Source organism: Geodermatophilus sp. SMS 5-13, assembly GCF_059428245.1.
On the sequence record NZ_CP165729.1, the window covers coordinates 799636 to 813905 of the forward strand.

Below are 14270 nucleotides of genomic sequence, written 5' to 3' on the forward strand. Positions count from 1 at the left end.
CTACTCCGGCCTGTCCTCCGGGCGGGCGGCGGCCAGCCGCTCGCGGGCGCGGTCGAGCCAGTGCTGGCACAGCTCCGCCAGCGCCTCGCCGCGCTCCCACAGCGCCAGGGACTCCTCGAGCGTGAGCCCGCCCGCCTCCAGCTTGCGGACCACCTCGGCCAGCTCCTCGCGGGCCTGCTCGTAGGTCTGCGTCGGCTCCGGCGTGCTCACGGTTCCTCCTGATCGGTGCTGCGGTCGGCATCGGTGCTGCGGTCGACGCGGACGGGCAGCCGGCCGCCGGCGACCCGCACGCGCAGCCGCTCGCCGTCGGCGACGGCGTCGGGATCGCGGACGAGGTCGCCGTTGGCCCGCTGGACGACGGCGTAGCCCCGCTGCAGGGTCGCGGCGGGGGAGAGGGCGGCCACCCGGGCGCGGGCGTGCTCGAGGTCGCGCTCGGCGCCCTCGAGCCGGTGGGTGACGGTGCGCCGGGCCCGGGCGCGCAGCGCGGCGACGTCGTCGGCGCGGCCGTGCAGCAGCCGCTCCGGGGCGGCGAGCACCGGCCGGCTGCGCACCGACTCCAGCCACCGCGCCTGCTGCTCCAGCCGGGTGGCCAGCAGGTGCCGGGCGCGGGCGCGCAGCCCCTCGACCAGCCGCCGCTGCTCGCCGATCTCCGGCACGATCCGGTGCGCGGCGTCGGTGGGGGTGGCGGCGCGGACGTCGGCGGCGTGGTCGACCAGCGTCGTGTCGGTCTCGTGCCCGACTGCGGTGACCACGGGCGTGCGGCAGGCGGCGATCGCCCGCACCAGCCCCTCGTCGGAGAACGGCAGCAGGTCCTCGACCGAGCCGCCGCCGCGGGCGATCACGATGACCTCGACGTCGGGATCGCGGTCGAGCCGCTGCAGGCCGTCGATGACCGACGCGGCCGCGCTCGGCCCCTGCACCAGGCAGTGGTGCATCTCGAACCGGATCGCCGGCCACCGTCGCCGCGCGGTGACCACGACGTCGCGCTCCGCGGCGCTGTCGCGGCCGGTGATCACGCCGACGACCGCCGGGGCGAACGGCAGCGGCCGCTTGCGGGCGGCGTCGAACAGGCCCTCGGCGGTGAGCAGCCGGCGGATCCGCTCGATGCGGGCGAGCAGTTCGCCGAGGCCGACGGCGCGGATCTCGGTGGCCCGCAGGCTGAACGAGCCGCGGGCGATGTAGTAGTCCGGCCGGGCGCGCACGATCACCCGGGCGCCCTCGGAGAGCTCGAGCCCCGGCCGGTCGGCCACGTCGCGCGCGCAGGTCACCGGGATGGACAGGTCGGCCGCCGGGTCGCGCAGGGTGAGGAAGACCGTCGCGGCGCCGCCGCGGCGGGACAGCTGGGCGACCTGGCCCTCGACCCACACCTCGCCCAGCCGGCCGATCCAGTCGGCCACCTTGCGGGCGACGGTGCGCACCGGCCACGGCGCCTCGGGGGAGGAGGGAGCGGTCACGCCCCTGAGGGTGCCATCCGCCCCCGACGGCTCAGGCGCCGCGCGGGGCGAGCGGGCTGGACTCGACCGCCTGCTCGAGGAGCTTCTCCAGCCGGTTGCGCAGCATCCGCAGGTAGGGCTCGCGGGCGCGCGTCGCCTCCTCGTAGGCGACGAGGTCCTGCACGGTGCTGAGCGCGTAGCCCCGGAGGCGGCCGCGCAGCTGGGCGATCGACCAGCCGTCGTAGCCCTCGATCGGCGCGGTGCCGGCGGCCTGCGACCCGGCGGTGCCCTCGTCGTCGGCGGGCCCGGCGTACTCTGCCACGTCGGTGCGCACGCCGGTGGCCGCGGCGACCGGCGTCCCGCCCTCGTCCGTGGCCTCGACGGCCGGCTCCGGCGCCGCCACGCCCTCGTCGGTCACGGTGGCCTCGACGGTCGTGACCCCGCCGTCCGGCGTGGGGACGTCGACCAGGGTGCTGACGCCGGCGTCCGCGGCTCCGGGCTCGGCTGCGGCCTCGGTCGCGTCGGCCTCCAGCAGGGCGTTCTCGACGGCGGCGGCGTCCGCGGCGTCGTCCTCGGCCGGGGCCGCGAGGCCGGCCGCGTCGACCTGGGCGGTGAGGTCCTCGACGGCGGCGACCACCTCCGCGGGCGCCGGCTCCGGCGGGAGGCCCGCGAGCTCGTCGTCCACGAGCTGCTCGATGGCGAGCTCCTCGAGGATCTCCTCGGCGCCGTCGGCGCTCTCGGCGATGTCCTCGGTGCTGAGGACGGCGGTCTCGGCCGCGGCGTCGTCGGCCAGGCCGGAGAGCAGGTCCTCCTCGGTCACCGGGTCCTCGACGCGGTCGAAGGCGGACGCGCGGAAGCCGCGCGCGGTTGTCTCCTCGACGGGCAGGTCCTCGTCGAAGGTGGCCAGGCCCGGCTCGTCCTCGCCGCGGATCCCCGTGAACAGCTCGTCGCCGCGGGCGACCAGGCCCGTGTACTGCTGCTGCAGCCAGAGCGCCTTCTGCATGGCGAGGCCGGCGAGCCGGACCGGCAGTCCGGGCAGCGTCTGCGGCAGCTTGCGCGTCTCGTCGAGCAGGGTGGCGGCCAGCCCGGCGGCGGCGCGGACGACCTGGGGGATCTCACGGGACATGCGCACACCCTGCCCCACAACCGTGCGGGCGACACACCCGGGAGCCGCCGATCCACCCCTACGTGGCGCTCGTCTCAGTCCGGCGAGCCGGGCCGCCGCCCCACTTACCATGGGGGCCATGGCTGATCAGCGCGGACGCGTCCTGCTGGCCGACCCGCGCGGGTACTGCGCCGGGGTGGACCGGGCGGTGGTCGCCGTCGAGCGGGCCCTGGAGATCCACGGGGCACCGGTCTACGTCCGCAAGCAGATCGTCCACAACAAGCACGTGGTCGCCACCCTGGAGCGGCGCGGCGCGGTCTTCGTCGACGAGACCGATGAGGTGCCCGAGGGCTCGGTCGTCGTCTTCAGCGCCCACGGCGTCTCGCCGGCGGTGCACCAGGAGGCCGCCGACCGGCAGCTGCGCACGATCGACGCCACCTGCCCGCTGGTCACCAAGGTGCACTCCGAGGCCAAGCGCTTCGCCAAGGACGACTACGACATCCTGCTCATCGGCCACCGCGGCCACGAGGAGGTCGAGGGCACCTCCGGCGAGGCCCCCGAGCACATCCAGCTGGTGGACGGCCCCGACGACGTCGCGAACGTGCAGGTGCGCGACCCCGACAAGGTGGTCTGGCTGTCGCAGACGACGCTGTCGGTCGACGAGACGCTGTCGACCGTCGACCAGCTGCGCGAGCGGTTCCCGACGCTGCAGGCGCCACCCAGCGACGACATCTGCTACGCCACGCAGAACCGGCAGCAGGCGGTCAAGCAGATGGCCGGCGAGTGCGACCTGGTCATCGTGGTGGGCTCCACGAACTCGTCGAACTCGGTGCGGCTGGTCGAGGTCGCGCTGGAGGCCGGCGCCCGGGACGCCCACCTGGTCGACTTCGCCACCGAGATCGACCCGGCCTGGCTCGACGGCGTCGCGACCGTCGGCGTCACCAGCGGCGCGTCGGTGCCCGAGGTGCTGGTCAGCGAGGTGCTCGACTGGCTGGCCGAACGCGGCTACCCCGACGTCGAGACGGTCAAGGCCGCCGAGGAGCGGCTGGTGTTCGCGCTGCCGCACGAGCTGCGCCCCCGCCGCGGCACCGCCGGCTGAGGCGCGCCGGCTGAGGCCCCGCGCGCCGTCCGGTCCGCCTACCCTCCCCGCATGCCGCGGGTCCGGGTGACCGAGGTCTTCGCCGCGCTCTCGCTGACCACCGACCTGGCCACCGGGCTGCCGTTCGAGAAGGGGCTGCGCACCTGCGCGCTGGCCACCGCCTTCGCGGGGACGCTGGGCCTGGACCAGCACGACCGCGCCGCCGTGTTCCACACCGCCCTGCTGCGCTCGATCGGCTGCACCTCGCACGCGTCGGAGAACGCGGCGCTGTTCCAGGACGACACCGCGTTCGAGGCCGCGTTCAGTCGGCTCGACCCCGGCGACCCCGCCGTCCTGGCCGCGCAGCTGGCCGACTTCGGCAGCTGGGTGCCCGGCCGGCAGGTGGCCATGGCGCGCCGCTTCGTGTCGGTCGCCCCGACCGAGGGGCCGCGGGCCAGCGCCGGCGGCTGCGAGGCCAGCCGGGCGCTCGGCGGGCAGCTGGGCCTGGCGGACGCCGTCGTCGACGCGCTGGACGACGTCTACGAGCGGTGGGACGGCGGCGGTCTGCCGGGGCGGCGGCGGGGCGGGGAGATCTCGCCGGTGATGCGGGTCGTCCACGTCGCCGAGCAGGCCGTGCTGGCCGCGGCCGACGGGGGCCGGGCGGCGGTGGTCGCGGAGGTGGGCCGGCGGGCCGGCGGCCAGCTCGACCCGGACCTCGCTGAGGCGTTCCTGCGCTCGGTCGACGAGCTGCTGGCCGTGCTCGACGTGCCGGACCTGCTGGCCGCCGTCCTCGCGGTCGAGCCGGCGCCGGCCGCGGCGCTGGGGGAGGCCGAGCTGGACCGGCTGTGCTCGGCGCTGGCCGCCGTCGTCGACCTCAAGGGCCGGCACCTGCTGGGGCACTCGGCGCACGTCGCCGAGCTGGCCGACGCCGGCGCCGCGGCGGCGGGGCTGCCGGAGGAGGAGCGGCGGACCTTGCGCGCCGCGGCGCTGCTGCACGACCTCGGCCGGGCGGTGGTGTCGAGCGCGGTGTGGGACCGGGCGGGGCCGCTCGGCGCGGCCGACGTCGAGCGGGTGCGGCTGCACCCGTACTGGACCGACCGGATCCTGCGCCGGTGCAGCGGGCTCGCGCCGCTGGCCGGGGTGGCGGCCGGTCACCACGAGCGCTGCGACGGCAGCGGCTACCACCGCGGGGTGGGCGGCGCCGAGCTGCCGGTGGCGGCACGCCTGCTCGCCGCGGCCGACGTGTTCGCGGCGCTGACCGAGAGCCGCCCGCACCGGCGGGCGGCCACCCCGGCCGAGGCGGCCGGCCTGCTGACCGCGGAGGCCGCGGCCGGCCGGCTGGACGCCGACGCCTGCGCCGCGGTGGTCGCCGGCGCGGGGCTGCCCCGCCCGCGGTCGGCCTGGCCGTGTGACCTCACCGACCGCGAGGTGGACGTGCTGCGGCTGGCCGCGCGCGGGCTGTCGAACCGGGCGATCGCCGGGCACCTCGGTGTCTCCGACCGCACGGTCGGTCACCACCTCGCGCACGTCTTCGACAAGACCGGACGGCGGACCCGCGCCGGTGCGGCGGTCTTCGCGATGGAGCACGGGCTGCTGCCGGTGTAGGTCGAACGACCGATGCCCACCCCGCCGGCCGGCGCGACGCTTCCCGCGCTCGATCCCGACCAGCGGAGGCGATCCCCATGACCAGCAGCACCAAGACGACCGTCGGCGAGATCTACGCGGCCTTCGGGCGCGGCGACGTCCCGGCGATCCTCGACCGGCTCACCGAGGACGTGGCGTGGGAGGAGTGGAGCGACAACTTCGTCCAGCGGGCGGGCGTGCCCCACATGACGCCCCGGCGCGGGCGGGACGAGGTCGCCGGGTTCTTCGCCATCGTGGGCGCGTGGACGCCGCGGCAGTTCGAGGTGCTGGACCTGATCGGTGAGGGCCCGCAGGTGGTCGCCGAGATCCGCGCGTCGTTCGAGCTACCGGGCGGCGGCCGGTTCGCCGACGAGGAGCTGCACCTGTGGACGTTCGACGAGTCCGGTCGGGTCTGCCGCTTCCGGCACTACGTCGACACCGCGAAGCACATCGCGGCGAGCGCGGGGGAGGACACGCTGGCCGGCGCGCCGGCCGAGGCGGTCAGCGGCGGGCAGCGAGCCGGATGAGCGCGACGACGATCCCGGCGCCGGTGGCCACGGCCATGGTCGGGAAGCCCTGGACAAGCAGGGTGACCATCAGCAGCCCGAACGCCTTGACGCCGGACAGGTGCACCGACGGCGCCGCGATCATGTTCACGGCGGCGACGGCGGTGAAGACCAGCGGCGGGCTCACCACGACGCTGAGCAGGTCGCGGCGGCGCACCACGAAGGCGGCGATCACGGTCGAGACGACCAGGGCCACCAGGGTGATCATGCCCAGGCCGGTGGCCAGGAACGATTCGGCGCCGGCCGCGGCCAGGGTGACGAGGAAGACGGCGACGACGGCGAGGACGCCGCGCAGCTTGCTGCCACCGGCCTCCACCGCCGGGGCGGGACGCCGAGCCGGCCGGGCGACGGCCCGCGGCTCGTCCTCGTAGCGCTCCCGGTCGCTCGCGCGGACGGGGCGGCCGGGCTCGGCCGAGCGGCGGGGCACCGGCGGACGGGAGTACTTCGGCGACTCGTCGGCGTAGTCGGCCCGGCCGCGGGAGCGGTCGGCCGGCCGGGGACGCGGCGGCACGGCGCCGCGCGGACGCGAAGGTCGATCGGCGGCCATCGCGCGGTCAGCGCGTGCCCGGGAGGGCCGGCCGACCGGCACCCCGCTGTGCTGCCAGGCGTCGGCTGCGTTCACCGCCATGGCGCCCTCCCGTCCCGTCGCGGGCAACCCGAGCGGTCACCCCGTTCCGGTTCGTCACGGTAGCCAGTCCGACCGCGACCCGGCGGGACGCCGAGGCCGAGTCGCCCTGTCAACAAGTGCCGAAGTCGACACGGCAGGTGACCACAGAGTTGCGGATACCCGCAGTCCGACCGTGCAACGCGTGGAAGGCTCGGGTTGTGCCCCGCGGGGAGTCGTCAGCCGTGGGTGCCGTCGCGGGCGTCCTCCTCGCAGGGCGGCAGCAGGTCGGGGTCGGCCGGCCGCAGCGCCCGCACGGTCGCCTCCAGCGGCTGGGGCTCGGGGACCGGCTTCTCGCCCACACCGAGGTCGTCGAAGCGGCGGGCGGCGGCGAGCACCGAGGTCTCGTAGGAGCCGACGGTCTCGTTGTAGCGCGTCATCGTCGAGCCGAGCGCGGCCCCGAGCCGGGTGAGGTGGCCGGAGAGCGTGGTCAGCCGCGCGTGCAGCCGGCGGCCCACCTCCAGCACCTGGTCGGCGTCGCGGGCCAGCCGCTCCTGCCGCCACGAGTAGGCGACGGTGCGCAGCAGCGCCAGCAGCGTGCTCGGCGTCGCCAGGACGACGTCCCGGGCGAAGCCGTACTCGAGTAGCCCCGGCTCGGCCTCCAGCGCCGTCGTCAGGAAGCCGTCGGACGGGACGAACAGGACGGTGAACGGCGCCGCCGGGCGGAACGCGGTCGGGTAGCGGCGGGCCGACAGCGCGTCGACGTGCGCGCGCAGCTGCCGGGCGTGCGCGGCCACCCGCTGCACGCGCACCGCCTCGTCGGGCGCCTGGACGGCCTCGATGTAGCCGGTGAACGGCACCTTGGCGTCGACGATCACCTGCCGCCCGTCGGCGAGGGTGACGACGAGGTCGGGGCGGACGCCGGCGCCTTCGTCGTTGGTCGACCCGGGCTGCTCGACGAAGTCGCAGTGCTCGAGCAGGCCGGCGACCTCGACCACGCGGCGCAGCTGCACCTCGCCCCACCGGCCGCGGACGTGCGGGGTGCGCAGCGCGGTGACCAGCGCGGCCGTCTCCTGCTTCAGCTGCGCCGAGGCGTGCCCGACGGTGCCCATCTGCTCGCGCAGCTCGCCGTGGGCGGTGGCGCGCGCCCGCTCCATGCCGGTGAGCAGCCGGTGCAGGTGGTCCAGCGACTCGTGCAGCGGCTCGAGGCCGGCCTCGGCGGGGCGGCGGCGGGAGAGCAGCGCGACGACGCCGAGGGTGGCCGCGGTGGCCAGCAGCGCACCCAAGAGGAGCCCGAGCAGCAGGGAGGCGGCGTCCATGTCCGGCAGGGTGCCGGACGCCACCGACAGTTCCGGTCAGGCTGCGCCGTGTGAGGCCTCGTGGTCGAGCAGCCACCGCTTCACCGGCGTGCCCCAGCGGAACCCGCCGAGGCCGCCGTCGGACCCGAGCACCCGGTGGCAGGGCACGAACAGCGCCGCGGCGTTGCGCGCGCAGGCGTTGGCGGCGGCGCGCACCGCGGTCGGCCGGCCGCAGCGGACGGCGAACGCGGCGTAGGTCGCCGGCCTCCCCGCCGGGATCCGGCGCAGCTCCTCCCACGCCTCCTGCAGAAACGGCCCCGACCGCTGCCGGACCGCGATGTCGTCGATGGCGGTCACCTCGCCGGCGTGGAAGGCCTCGACCGCGTCGAGGACGGGCAGCCGGGCGACGCGCTCACTGGCGGCCGGCCGCAGCGAGCGGTGCACCACCGGCAGCAGGTCGCCGACGTCCGCGGTCCACCCGGCGGCCAGGACGACGTCGTCCTCGGCGACCACGACGGTGAACGGCCCGGGCGGGGTGGCGACGGTGGCGTGGCGGGCGGTCATCAGGCGCTCTCCGGGAGGGCGGAACGGGTGAACAGGGAGGGGACGGCGAGCGCCCAGAGGTGCATGACCGCGTAGGAGCGCCACGGCCGCCAGCGTCCCGCCGCCTCGCGGTCGGAGCTGCCGAGCGCGGCCAGGCTGCGGCGCAGCGCCAGGTCGCCGGGCAGCCACACGTCGGGATCGGCGAGGCCGCGCAGGCCGACGAGCGCCGCCGTCCACGGGCCGATGCCGGGGACGGCGACCAGCGCGCGGGCCGCCTCCGCCCGGTCGGCGCCCGGGTCGAGCGGGACGTCGCCGCGGTCGAGGGCGGCGGCGAGCGCGTGCACGGTGCGGCGTCGGGTGCCGGTCAGCCCGACGGCGGTGAGATCGGCGTCGGCCAGCGCGTCGGCGCGGGGGAAGGCGTGGCTGAGCGTCCCGACCGGCTCGGGGAGCGGGGTGCCGGCCGCGCGCAGCACCCGCGCGGTGAGGGTGCGGGCGCCGGCGACCGACACCTGCTGGCCGAGCACCGCGCGGACCGCGAGCTCGGCGGCGTCGGGGGAGGCCGGCACGCGGCGGCCGGGGGCACCCGCGACCAGCCCGGCCAGCGCGGGGTCGGCGCCGAGGACGTCGTCCACCGCGGCGGGGTCGGCGTCCAGATCGAGCATCCGGCGGCAGCGGGTGACCGCCGCGCCGAGGTCCCGCAGCGACGTCAGCCGCAGCCGGGCGGTGACGGCCGAGCCGTCGGCGGGGGAGAGACGCACCACCGCGGGCCCGTGGGGCAGGTCGAGGACGCGGGCGAACGTCGTCCCGTCCCACTCCTCCAGGCCCGGGACGGCGTGCGCGCCCAGGAAGAGGAGCACCTCGGCCGCGTCGTAGGGAGCGCGGGCGGCCAGCCGCAGGGTGAGCTCGCCGGGGGTGCCCGGGGCGCCGCGGCGCTTGTGCCGCAGGGTCGTCGGCGTCGCGGCGAAGACCTCGCGGACGGTGTCGTTGAACTGGCGGATGCTGGCGAACCCGGCAGCGAAGGCGACGTCGGCCATGGGCAGGTCGGTGGTCTCGATGAGCACGCGGGCGGTCTGCGCGCGGCGGGCGCGGGCCAGCGCGAGGGCGCCGACGCCGAGCTCGCCGACCAGCAGCCGGTGCAGCTGCCGCTCGGAGTAGCCGAGCCGCGCGGCCAGCCCGGGGACGCCGGAGCGCTCGACCTCGCCGTCGGCGATCAGCCGCATGGCGCGGGCGACGACGTCGGCGCGGACGTCCCACTCGGGTGAGCCCGGGGCGGCGTCCGGCCGGCAGCGGCGGCAGGCGCGGAACCCGGCCGCCTGCGCCGCGGCGGCGGTGGTGAAGAAGGAGACGTTGCGGGACAGCGGGGTGCGGGCCGGGCAGGACGGGCGGCAGTAGATGCCGGTGGTGTGCACCGCGGTGAAGAACCAGCCGTCGAACCGGGCGTCGCGGCTGGCGACCGCGCGGTAGCAGCGCTCGTGGTCCAGGGCCTCGGTCACGGCAGCAGCCTGCCACCGCCCAGCGACGGAGGACTGGCGGTTTCCGGACGTCACCGTGGACTACGGTCGCCCGGGTGATCCTGGACTCGCTCGACGTCTCTCCGGAGCGGTTCGCGACGGGCACGGGCTGGCAGATCAAGCTGGAAGGCGCGTGCAAGGCCGAGGTCTGCGTTCCGCTGGAGCGCTCCGGCTTCGACCTCGTACGGACGGCGGAGCGACTGGGCATGGCCCTCGTGCACGACGAGGAGACCGGCCTCTGGGCGCTCGGGCCGGAATCGCTGGGCGACCGGGCCTTGATCACCGCGGAGGCCCCCGAGCTGGTGCTCGACGGACTCGACGGCCGAGAGTTCCGCCTCTCCTCGCTGCGCGGGCAGAAGGTCGTCCTCGTCGCCTGGGCGCCCTACTAGGGCTGCGCCTTCGACCTGCCCGGGTGGCAGGCCCTGCGCGCCGAGCTGCACCCTCGCGGCCTGGAGGTGGTCACGGTCTCGCTGGAGCTCTCCGGCCCCGAGGCCTCCCGGCCGCACATCGAGGCGGCGCGGCCGGAACACCCGTCGCTGCTCGATCCCACGCACCGCATGGACGCGCTGTTCGGCGTCGTCAACATCCCGAACGTCATCTGGATCGACGAGCAGGGGGTGATCGTGCGGCCGCCGGAGCCGGGCTGGCCGGACGGGAAGTCGCACATGCCGACGACGATCGCCGAGTCGATGCCCCGGCTCGGGCGGGCGAGGACCGCGCCGCCGACGCCGGAGGGCGCGCTCGACACGCGGACCCTGACCAGGACCGGTCAGGACCGCGCCGCCTACGCCGACGCGATCCGGGACTGGGTCGAGCGGGGCGTGGACAGCGCGTACGCGCTGAGCCCGTCCGAGGTCGTCGCCCGGTCGCAGCCGCGGCCGAAGGCGGTGTCGGAGGCCGCCGCGCACTTCGAGCTGGCCGACCACCTGTCGCGTACCGGCCGGCGGGAGCGTGCGATCGCCCACTTCAACGCCTGCCACCGCCTCCAGCCGGAGAACTGGACCTACCGGCGGCAGGCGTACTCGCTGGTCAGCAACGAGCGGATCGGCGGACCCGCCGGCCGGTTCGCGCAGGGCCCGGTGGAGGGCGAGGAGGACGTCTGGCCGTTCGAGTCGGACTTCCGGTCGCAGATCGCCACGCTGGGCGAGGGGGAGTACTACCCGCGCACGTTCTGAGGCGCCGAGCGGAGGCCACGTAGGCTGGATTCCCGTGAGTCTCACCATCGGGATCGTCGGCCTGCCCAACGTCGGCAAGTCGACGCTGTTCAACGCGCTGACCAAGAACGACGTGCTGGCCGCGAACTACCCGTTCGCGACCATCGAGCCGAACGTCGGCGTGGTGGGCGTCCCCGACGGCCGGCTGCAGAGGCTCGCCGACATCTTCGGCAGCCAGAAGATCATCCCGGCGACGGTGTCGTTCGTGGACATCGCCGGCATCGTCCGCGGCGCCAGCGAGGGTCAGGGGCTGGGCAACAAGTTCCTGGCCAACATCCGCGAGAGCGACGCGATCTGCCAGGTCATCCGCGTGTTCACCGACCCGGATGTCGTCCACGTCGAGGGCAAGGTGAGCCCGAAGGACGACATCGAGACGATCAACACCGAGCTGATCCTCGCCGACCTGCAGACGCTGGAGAAGGCGGTCCCGCGGCTGGAGAAGGAGTCGCGCAAGGACAAGGAGCGGGCGGCGCTGCACAAGGCCGCGGTCGAGGCGCAGCAGATCCTGAACGAGGGTCGGACGCTGTTCTCCGCCGGCATCGACCTCGAGCCGCTGCGCGAGCTGTCGCTGTTGACCACCAAGCCGTTCCTCTACGTCTTCAACGTCGACGAGGAGGAGTTGGCCGACGAGGCGACCATCGCGTCGCTGCGCGAGCTGGTGGCGCCGGCCGAGGCAATCCTGCTCGACGCGAAGATCGAGGCCGAGCTCGCCGAGCTGCCCGAGGAGGAGGCCGCCGAGCTGCTGGCCGCCGTCGGTCAGGACGAGCCCGGGCTGCACCAGCTGGCGCGGGTCGGGTTCGCGACCCTCGGTCTGCAGACCTACCTGACGGCGGGGCCCAAGGAGTCGCGGGCCTGGACAATCCCGATCGGCGCGACCGCCCCGCAGGCCGCCGGCGTGATCCACACCGACTTCCAGCGCGGCTTCATCAAGGCCGAGATCGTGTCGTTCGACCAGCTCGTCGAGGCCGGCTCGATGGCCGAGGCGAAGTCCCGCGGCTGGGTCCGCATGGAGGGCAAGGAGTACGTCATGCAGGACGGCGACGTCGTGGAGTTCCGCTTCAACGTCTGAGGGCGATCAGCCTGCGGTGACGATGCCGGTGAGAGTTCCGCGGGCGATGGCCGCGTCCTGCACGGAGCGCACTGCCGTCTCCGGGTCCGCGTCGCTCGACAGCGCGACGGGGCGGTCCAGGGCGTACACCGTGAACGAGTAGTGGTGCGTGCCGCTCGGAGGGCAGGGCGGGGTCCAGCCCACCCCACCGCCGCTGTTGCGGGCCTCGACGGCTCCGTCGGGCACGGTCCCCGCCGCCAGCTCCTGCGGCGCCGGCGACAGCCCGACCAGCACCCAGTGGATGAAGGTGCCGCGCGGTGCGTCGGGATCGTCCACGACCAGCGCGACGGATCCGGTTCCGTCGGGCAGGCCGGTCCACGACAGCGGCGGGGAGCCGCCGGACCCGCGGCAGGTGAATTCCTCCGGGATCGCCGCGCCTTCGGCGAACGCTGGGCTGGCGACGTCGATCGTGCCCGGCGCGTCCGAGGTTGGCCGGGCTCCTGACTGCTGCGTCTGGTCGCAGGCGGCGAGCATCGCGACTGCGATCAGCAAACCCCGCCGGCCGCGCATGCCTCACCGTAGGGCCGCGGCGGGGGACCACCACCAGTCGGACAGCCCTTCCCATACCGGGCCGCGCGGAGCGCTCGCTCTTCCTGGTTTGACCCAAGGCTCGCGCCGTGCGGGCATGCGCACGGCGGCGAGAAGTACCTGACCGTGGACCGCGAGGGTCTGATCGCCGAGGAGCTCCGGAACTCCTGCGGGTGCCGGACTGCGAGGGAAGAGTCTCCAACGGCCGGTCTGGCCGATCAATTCTCATCCGGGAATCGTTCGTCCAGGTCGTCGTTCCAGAACGACAACTCGTACGTCCTGAGGATTGCCCACCTGCGGAACTTCGCAGACTGGTAGAGGCACCCCGTGGTGACGAGGGCGAGGACGAGACCGGTCAGTCCGGCGAACAGCGGAACTCCGCCGGTGAAGATCTCCACGACGGCTGTCACGGTGCCCAGTGCGAGTGCCGGCACCGAGCGACTGAGCATCAGGCCGACAGATCTCAGGCGGGAGACGTCAGCAGCGGCTTCCCGGTCGTCCGCCTCGAGCGCGGCGAGCAGCGTGAACGGATCCAGTCGCAGGAATGTGCGCCGGCTTGCGATGGCGTTGCGTCGAAGGAACTCCTCCCTGGCCTCTTCCGACGGTTCCTTCGAGCCGAAGGGATTGAATCGGTCGACCATGATTCCGAGCGGGTGCGACGCCTGCCCCGTCAGAAATGCCGCAACGGCGAGGGCCGTGAGCAGCAGCAGAGAGGGAAGTCCGAGAAGGCCCGGGACATCGATCCAGCCGGCCCGGTCGGACACGTACGCGAACGTCGTCAGGTAGAGCGATCCCGGTATCGCATATGCCAGCAAGTCGAAGATGCCGAGCATGAACGCCATTACTCACTCCGGTGTCCGGCCTGGACGGGTGATCACCGACGCTACGGAGCAGCCCTGCGGGTGGCACCTCGCTTCACCGGTTGGTGGTCTCCTCGCCGGCGGCTCGGCGGATCGCGGCGACGTAGCGGTCCAGGGCCAGCGACTGCACCGCCCGGCTGACGGGTCCGCCGAGGCGTGAGAGGGCGGTCGCCGGACGGGAGAAGGCCCGCACCGTGAAGACGACGTCGTCCTCGGGACCGAGGGCCACGACGAAGGACTCCTCGCCGCGCACCGGGTGGCCGGGGAGGGTGCCGTAGGCAAATCCCTGCTCCGCCCCTTCGGTCACCGACCAGACCACCCGGCAGGGGATGTCGTAGCCGAAGGCGGGCAGCCCCGCAGTGAGCAGGACGACGGTGCCCGGCGTGGCGGCGGAGCCGCTCGCGCGCACCCGCAGTCCCGCGCCGCGCTGCGCTCGCCACGCGAACACGGCCTCGACCGCCCGCTCCCAGGCTGTCCGGCCGACGCCCACCGTGGCGCGCCGCTCGGTGTGCGCGTAGCCCGCGGGCAGGTGCGCGGACCGCGTGGCGCCCACCTCGGGATAGGTGAACGGGGCGCCGGCGAGCTGCTCGGGCGTCGTGGTGCGGAACAGGCCCATCCGGCTTCCCCCGGTCGTCGACGATCCCTTCCTGCCGTCGCAGCCTGGCCCCCGCGGGCAGTGACGCACCGGCCACCGAGCTGTGCATGACGCACAGACGCCCCCGCAGGGTCTGTCCAGGAGCGACATGGTTGCGTGACGGAAGTCTCTCTAGCGTCGTCGGTGACGAAGACCGCATCCCGC

Annotated in this window: 16 protein-coding genes; 6 read left to right on the top strand and 10 right to left on the bottom strand. The window is 75.0% G+C overall.

What is annotated here, in order from left to right; all coding sequences use genetic code 11:
- From AB3388_RS03855 to AB3388_RS03865, 3 genes are read right to left on the bottom strand one after another with little or no spacing between them, the layout of a single operon-like run.
- Entirely contained in the window at positions 1-210 is a 210-nt protein-coding gene (locus AB3388_RS03855; protein ID WP_495409435.1) for an exodeoxyribonuclease VII small subunit, read from the bottom strand.
- Entirely contained in the window at positions 207-1454 is a 1248-nt protein-coding gene (gene xseA / locus AB3388_RS03860; protein ID WP_495409436.1) for an exodeoxyribonuclease VII large subunit, read from the bottom strand. The genes AB3388_RS03855 and xseA overlap by 4 nt, the downstream gene beginning before the upstream one ends.
- Positions 1455-1485: 31 nt before the next feature.
- Positions 1486-2559 (bottom strand): lipid droplet-associated protein, encoded by a 1074-nt coding sequence (locus AB3388_RS03865; RefSeq protein ID WP_495409437.1) that lies wholly within the window; start codon positions 2557-2559, stop codon positions 1486-1488.
- Between the two features lie 118 nt (positions 2560-2677).
- On the opposite strand from AB3388_RS03865, the gene AB3388_RS03870 reads away from it, so the two are divergent.
- The 3 genes from AB3388_RS03870 to AB3388_RS03880 all read left to right on the top strand — a co-directional run bounded on the left by AB3388_RS03870 (position 2678) and on the right by AB3388_RS03880 (position 5766).
- Positions 2678-3637: a 4-hydroxy-3-methylbut-2-enyl diphosphate reductase gene (locus AB3388_RS03870; RefSeq protein WP_495409438.1), complete on the top strand. Its 960-nt coding sequence runs from the start codon at positions 2678-2680 to the stop codon at positions 3635-3637.
- Between the two features lie 51 nt (positions 3638-3688).
- The gene (locus tag AB3388_RS03875) at positions 3689-5221 is read left to right on the top strand and encodes an HD domain-containing phosphohydrolase (RefSeq protein ID WP_495409439.1); all 1533 of its coding nucleotides are present in this window, start codon (positions 3689-3691) and stop codon (positions 5219-5221) included.
- A 77-nt stretch (positions 5222-5298) separates the two neighbouring features.
- The gene (locus AB3388_RS03880) at positions 5299-5766 is read left to right on the top strand and encodes a nuclear transport factor 2 family protein (RefSeq protein WP_495409440.1); all 468 of its coding nucleotides are present in this window, start codon (positions 5299-5301) and stop codon (positions 5764-5766) included.
- Here the strand turns inward: AB3388_RS03880 and AB3388_RS03885 are convergent.
- The 4 genes from AB3388_RS03885 to AB3388_RS03900 form a co-directional block, all read right to left on the bottom strand.
- Positions 5741-6433 carry a DUF6542 domain-containing protein gene (locus tag AB3388_RS03885; RefSeq protein WP_495409441.1) on the bottom strand — a complete coding sequence of 231 codons (693 nt, stop codon included), beginning with the start codon at positions 6431-6433 and terminating at the stop codon, positions 5741-5743. The two genes, AB3388_RS03880 and AB3388_RS03885, sit on opposite strands and share 26 nt — an antisense overlap.
- Before the next feature lie 215 nt (positions 6434-6648).
- Positions 6649-7728 carry a DNA recombination protein RmuC gene (locus AB3388_RS03890; RefSeq protein WP_495409442.1) on the bottom strand — a complete coding sequence of 360 codons (1080 nt, stop codon included), beginning with the start codon at positions 7726-7728 and terminating at the stop codon, positions 6649-6651.
- 36 nt (positions 7729-7764) lie between these two features.
- Positions 7765-8271 carry a methylated-DNA--[protein]-cysteine S-methyltransferase gene (locus AB3388_RS03895; protein WP_495409443.1) on the bottom strand — a complete coding sequence of 169 codons (507 nt, stop codon included), beginning with the start codon at positions 8269-8271 and terminating at the stop codon, positions 7765-7767.
- Entirely contained in the window at positions 8271-9743 is a 1473-nt protein-coding gene (locus tag AB3388_RS03900) for an AlkA N-terminal domain-containing protein (RefSeq protein WP_495409444.1), read from the bottom strand. The genes AB3388_RS03895 and AB3388_RS03900 overlap by 1 nt, the downstream gene beginning before the upstream one ends.
- A gap of 74 nt (positions 9744-9817) precedes the next feature.
- On the opposite strand from AB3388_RS03900, the gene AB3388_RS03905 reads away from it, so the two are divergent.
- The 3 genes from AB3388_RS03905 to ychF all read left to right on the top strand — a co-directional run bounded on the left by AB3388_RS03905 (position 9818) and on the right by ychF (position 12044).
- Entirely contained in the window at positions 9818-10150 is a 333-nt protein-coding gene (locus AB3388_RS03905; protein WP_495409445.1) for a hypothetical protein, read from the top strand.
- Positions 10151-10216: 66 nt separating this feature from the next.
- Positions 10217-10936 carry a hypothetical protein gene (locus tag AB3388_RS03910; RefSeq protein WP_495409446.1) on the top strand — a complete coding sequence of 240 codons (720 nt, stop codon included), beginning with the start codon at positions 10217-10219 and terminating at the stop codon, positions 10934-10936.
- 34 nt (positions 10937-10970) lie between these two features.
- Positions 10971-12044: a redox-regulated ATPase YchF gene (gene ychF / locus AB3388_RS03915; protein WP_495409447.1), complete on the top strand. Its 1074-nt coding sequence runs from the start codon at positions 10971-10973 to the stop codon at positions 12042-12044.
- Positions 12045-12050: 6 nt separating this feature from the next.
- Here ychF and AB3388_RS03920 read toward each other — a convergent pair whose 3' ends face one another.
- The 3 genes from AB3388_RS03920 to AB3388_RS03930 all read right to left on the bottom strand — a co-directional run bounded on the left by AB3388_RS03920 (position 12051) and on the right by AB3388_RS03930 (position 14087).
- The gene (locus AB3388_RS03920; protein WP_495409448.1) at positions 12051-12593 is read right to left on the bottom strand and encodes a YbhB/YbcL family Raf kinase inhibitor-like protein; all 543 of its coding nucleotides are present in this window, start codon (positions 12591-12593) and stop codon (positions 12051-12053) included.
- 236 nt (positions 12594-12829) lie between these two features.
- On the bottom strand, positions 12830-13453 hold the full coding sequence (locus tag AB3388_RS03925) for a hypothetical protein (protein WP_495409449.1): 624 nt from the start codon (positions 13451-13453) through the stop codon (positions 12830-12832).
- Between the two features lie 73 nt (positions 13454-13526).
- Positions 13527-14087, bottom strand: coding sequence for a DUF1990 domain-containing protein (locus tag AB3388_RS03930; RefSeq protein ID WP_495409450.1), 561 nt, complete (start codon positions 14085-14087; stop codon positions 13527-13529).
- Positions 14088-14270 lie beyond the last annotated feature (183 nt).